2 tRNA genes and 2 rRNA genes are annotated in these 5111 nt (G+C 48.9%); all 4 read left to right on the top strand.

Annotation, left to right across the window (positions count from 1 at the left end):
* Positions 1-223 precede the first annotated feature (223 nt).
* The 4 genes from B0680_RS08835 (at position 224) to B0680_RS08850 (ending at position 5093) form a co-directional block, all read left to right on the top strand.
* A 16S ribosomal RNA gene (locus B0680_RS08835) occupies positions 224-1753 on the top strand.
* Positions 1754-1814: 61 nt separating this feature from the next.
* Positions 1815-1891: transfer RNA gene (locus B0680_RS08840), tRNA-Ile, on the top strand.
* Between the two features lie 7 nt (positions 1892-1898).
* Positions 1899-1974 (top strand) — tRNA-Ala (locus tag B0680_RS08845).
* Between the two features lie 263 nt (positions 1975-2237).
* Positions 2238-5093 (top strand): 23S ribosomal RNA (locus B0680_RS08850).
* Together the 16S and 23S rRNA genes with 2 tRNA genes alongside form the textbook arrangement of a ribosomal RNA operon.
* Positions 5094-5111 lie beyond the last annotated feature (18 nt).

Raw genomic sequence — 5111 nt, forward strand, 5'->3', positions numbered from 1 at the left:
CTCAAGTCATCCACTAGACGATAGTATGACTAACACTATTTAAAATCAAAACTAAAGAACAACTTGTGTGGATTTTTGCGAATACAAGATAATCTTAAAAAAATTATCATTTATATTCAGCAAGAATACTCAAAGTTAATTCATTTACACGATGAGCAAATATTGCTAGTAATAATAAATGAGCCAATATTAAAGTCCTAAGTAATTAGGCAACTTAAAGATTAAACTGAAGAGTTTGATCATGGCTCAGATTGAACGCTGGCGGCAGGCTTAACACATGCAAGTCGAACGAGGTTAGGGAGCTTGCTCCTGATACCTAGTGGCGAACGGGTGAGTAATGCTTAGGAATCTGCCTAGTAGTGGGGGATAACTTGGGGAAACTCAAGCTAATACCGCATACGACCTACGGGTGAAAGGGGGCGCAAGCTCTCGCTATTAGATGAGCCTAAGTCGGATTAGCTAGTTGGTGGGGTAAAGGCCTACCAAGGCGACGATCTGTAGCTGGTCTGAGAGGATGATCAGCCACACTGGGACTGAGACACGGCCCAGACTCCTACGGGAGGCAGCAGTGGGGAATATTGGACAATGGGCGAAAGCCTGATCCAGCCATGCCGCGTGTGTGAAGAAGGCCTTTTGGTTGTAAAGCACTTTAAGTAGGGAGGAAAAGCTAATGGTTAATACCCATTAGCCCTGACGTTACCTACAGAATAAGCACCGGCTAACTCTGTGCCAGCAGCCGCGGTAATACAGAGGGTGCAAGCGTTAATCGGAATTACTGGGCGTAAAGCGCGCGTAGGTGGTTACTTAAGTCAGATGTGAAAGCCCCGGGCTTAACCTGGGAACTGCATCTGATACTGGGTAACTAGAGTAGGTGAGAGGGGAGTAGAATTCCAGGTGTAGCGGTGAAATGCGTAGAGATCTGGAGGAATACCGATGGCGAAGGCAGCTCCCTGGCATCATACTGACACTGAGGTGCGAAAGCGTGGGTAGCAAACAGGATTAGATACCCTGGTAGTCCACGCCGTAAACGATGTCTACCAGTCGTTGGGTCTCTTGAAGACTTAGTGACGCAGTTAACGCAATAAGTAGACCGCCTGGGGAGTACGGCCGCAAGGTTAAAACTCAAATGAATTGACGGGGGCCCGCACAAGCGGTGGAGCATGTGGTTTAATTCGATGCAACGCGAAGAACCTTACCTGGTCTTGACATACACAGAATTCGCTAGAGATAGCTTAGTGCCTTCGGGAACTGTGATACAGGTGCTGCATGGCTGTCGTCAGCTCGTGTCGTGAGATGTTGGGTTAAGTCCCGCAACGAGCGCAACCCTTTTCCTTAGTTACCAGCGGGTTATGCCGGGAACTCTAAGGATACTGCCAGTGACAAACTGGAGGAAGGCGGGGACGACGTCAAGTCATCATGGCCCTTACGACCAGGGCTACACACGTGCTACAATGGTTGGTACAAAGGGTTGCTACACAGCGATGTGATGCTAATCTCAAAAAGCCAATCGTAGTCCGGATTGGAGTCTGCAACTCGACTCCATGAAGTCGGAATCGCTAGTAATCGCAGATCAGAATGCTGCGGTGAATACGTTCCCGGGCCTTGTACACACCGCCCGTCACACCATGGGAGTTGATCTCACCAGAAGTGGTTAGCCTAACGCAAGAGGGCGATCACCACGGTGGGGTCGATGACTGGGGTGAAGTCGTAACAAGGTAGCCGTAGGGGAACCTGCGGCTGGATCACCTCCTTAATGAAGATATCTGATTGGCAAGAATCCACAACAAGTTGTTCTTTGGTAAGATGTTTAAAACGGGTCTATAGCTCAGTTGGTTAGAGCACCGTGTTGATAACGCGGGGGTCATAAGTTCAAGTCTTATTAGACCCACCATTAAATTGGGGCCATAGCTCAGTTGGTAGAGCGCCTGCCTTGCACGCAGGAGGTCAGGAGTTCGACTCTCCTTGGCTCCACCATTTAAACATCAAAGCATACATAAGCAATTTAATAAGAGATTTCTTATTTATGCTTTTACTTTATAAACTGACGAAGTTTATAACACTATTTAACAACATGATTATGAGTCTGGGTTAATAAATTATCCAACGTAATTTATTAACCATGGTGATTGTACCCCAAAATACAATCACCTAAAGTAAAGAGAACTGAATCAAGCGTAAACATAGGTGAAGATCGTTACACATTACCCTTATAACACCAAGACTACTTGGGGTTGTATGGTCAAGTAATGAAGTGCACATGGTGGATGCCTTGGCAGTCAGAGGCGATGAAAGACGTGATAGCCTGCGATAAGCGTCGGTGAGGTGGCAATATCCTGTGACCCGGCGATTTCTGAATGGGGAAACCCACCTAAGATAACTTAGGTATCATAATTTATTTTATGAGGCAAACCGGGAGAAGTGAAACATCTCAGTACCCCGAGGAAAAGACATCAATTGAGATTCCCCAAGTAGCGGCGAGCGAACGGGGAGGAGCCGATCGAATTTACAGTAGCAAAATGGCGTGGGAAAGCCAACCATAGTAGGTGATAGTCCTGTATGCGAAACTGTTTATGAGACATATTAAGTAGGGCGGAACACGAGAAATTCTGTCTGAAGATGGGGGGACCATCCTCCAAGGCTAAATACTCCTGACTGACCGATAGTGAACCAGTACCGTGAGGGAAAGGCGAAAAGAACCCCTGTTAGGGGAGTGAAATAGAACCTGAAACCGTGTGCATACAAGCAGTCGGAGCGGACTTGTTCCGTGACGGCGTACCTTTTGTATAATGGGTCAGCGACTTATATTCTGTAGCAAGGTTAACCGTATAGGGGAGCCGTAGGGAAACCGAGTCTTAATAGGGCGACATAGTTGCAGGGTATAGACCCGAAACCGAGTGATCTATCCATGAGCAGGTTGAAAGTGCCGTAACAGGCACCGGAGGACCGAACCCACTCCCGTTGAAAAGGTAGGGGATGACTTGTGGATAGGGGTGAAAGGCTAATCAAACTCGGTGATAGCTGGTTCTCCCCGAAAGCTATTTAGGTAGCGCCTCGGACGAATACCATGGGGGGTAGAGCACTGTTTCGGCTAGGGGGTCATCCCGACTTACCAAACCGATGCAAACTCCGAATACCCATGAGTACTATCCGGGAGACAGACGGCGGGTGCTAACGTCCGTCGTCAAGAGGGAAACAACCCAGACCGCCAGCTAAGGCCCCAAATTCCTAGTTAAGTGGGAAACGATGTGGGAAGGCACAGACAGCTAGGAGGTTGGCTTAGAAGCAGCCACCCTTTAAAGAAAGCGTAATAGCTCACTAGTCGAGTCGGCCTGCGCGGAAGATGTAACGGGGCTCAAACTAGGAGCCGAAGCTGCGGATTTAATTGTTTCAATTAAGTGGTAGGGGAGCGTTGTGTAAGCCTGTGAAGGTGTATCGTAAGGTATGCTGGAGGTATCACAAGAGCGAATGCTGACGTGAGTAACGACAAAACGGGTGAAAAGCCCGTTCGCCGGAAGACCAAGGGTTCCAGTCCAACGTTAATCGGGGCTGGGTGAGTCGACCCCTAAGGCGAGGCCGAAAGGCGTAGTCGATGGGAAATCGGTTAATATTCCGATACTTGTTTATGATGCGATGGAGGGACGGAGAAGGTTATGCCAGCCTGGCGATGGTTGTCCAGGTGGAAGGATGTAGGTAGGCTTAGTAGGCAAATCCGCTAGGCTATTACTGAGATCTGATAGCAAGCCAGTTTACTGGCGAAGTGGCAAATACCATGCTTCCAGGAAAAGCTTCTAAGCGATAGTCATAAACAAATCGTACCCGAAACCGACACAGGTGGTCAGGTAGAGAATACCAAGGCGCTTGAGAGAACTCTGCTGAAGGAACTAGGCAAAATGGTACCGTAACTTCGGGAGAAGGTACGCTGCCGACGGTGAAACCCTCGCGGTGTAAGCTGTTGGCAGTCGCAGATACCAGGCTGCTGCAACTGTTTATTAAAAACACAGCACTCTGCAAACACGAAAGTGGACGTATAGGGTGTGATGCCTGCCCGGTGCTGGAAGGTTAATTGATGTGGTTAGCGCAAGCGAAGCTATTGATCGAAGCCCCAGTAAACGGCGGCCGTAACTATAACGGTCCTAAGGTAGCGAAATTCCTTGTCGGGTAAGTTCCGACCTGCACGAATGGCATAATGATGGCAGCGCTGTCTCCAGCAGAGACTCAGTGAAATCGAAATCGCAGTGAAGATGCTGTGTACCCGCGGCTAGACGGAAAGACCCCGTGAACCTTTACTACAGCTTTACATTGAACTTTGACCTAACTTGTGTAGGATAGGTGGGAGGCTTTGAAGTAGGGACGCCAGTTCCTATGGAGCCATCCTTGAAATACCACCCTGGTTATGTTGGGGTTCTAACTTAGATATAACAGTATCAAGGACAATGTATGGTGGGTAGTTTGACTGGGGCGGTCTCCTCCTAAAGAGTAACGGAGGAGTACGAAGGTGCGCTCAGAACGGTCGGAAATCGTTCAAAGAGTATAAAGGCAAAAGCGCGCTTAACTGCGAGACCCACAAGTCGAGCAGGTACGAAAGTAGGTCTTAGTGATCCGGTGGTTCTGTATGGAAGGGCCATCGCTCAACGGATAAAAGGTACTCTGGGGATAACAGGCTGATACCGCCCAAGAGTTCATATCGACGGCGGTGTTTGGCACCTCGATGTCGGCTCATCTCATCCTGGGGCTGAAGCAGGTCCCAAGGGTATGGCTGTTCGCCATTTAAAGAGGTACGCGAGCTGGGTTTAGAACGTCGTGAGACAGTTCGGTCCCTATCTACCGTGGGCGTTGGAAATTTGAGAGGATCTGCTCCTAGTACGAGAGGACCAGAGTGGACGAACCTCTGGTGTTCCGGTTGTCACGCCAGTGGCACTGCCGGGTAGCTACGTTCGGATGGGATAACCGCTGAAAGCATCTAAGCGGGAAGCCCACCTCAAGATGAGATTTCCCTAAAGAGCCGTTGTAGACTACGACGTTGATAGGTTGGGTGTGGAAGTGTAGTGATACATGTAGCTAACCAATACTAATTGCTCGTTTGGCTTGACCATACAACACCCAAGTGGTTT

The organism is Moraxella pluranimalium (assembly GCF_002014825.1).
In the GTDB taxonomy this organism is placed as follows: Bacteria; Pseudomonadota; Gammaproteobacteria; order Pseudomonadales; family Moraxellaceae; genus Moraxella; species Moraxella pluranimalium.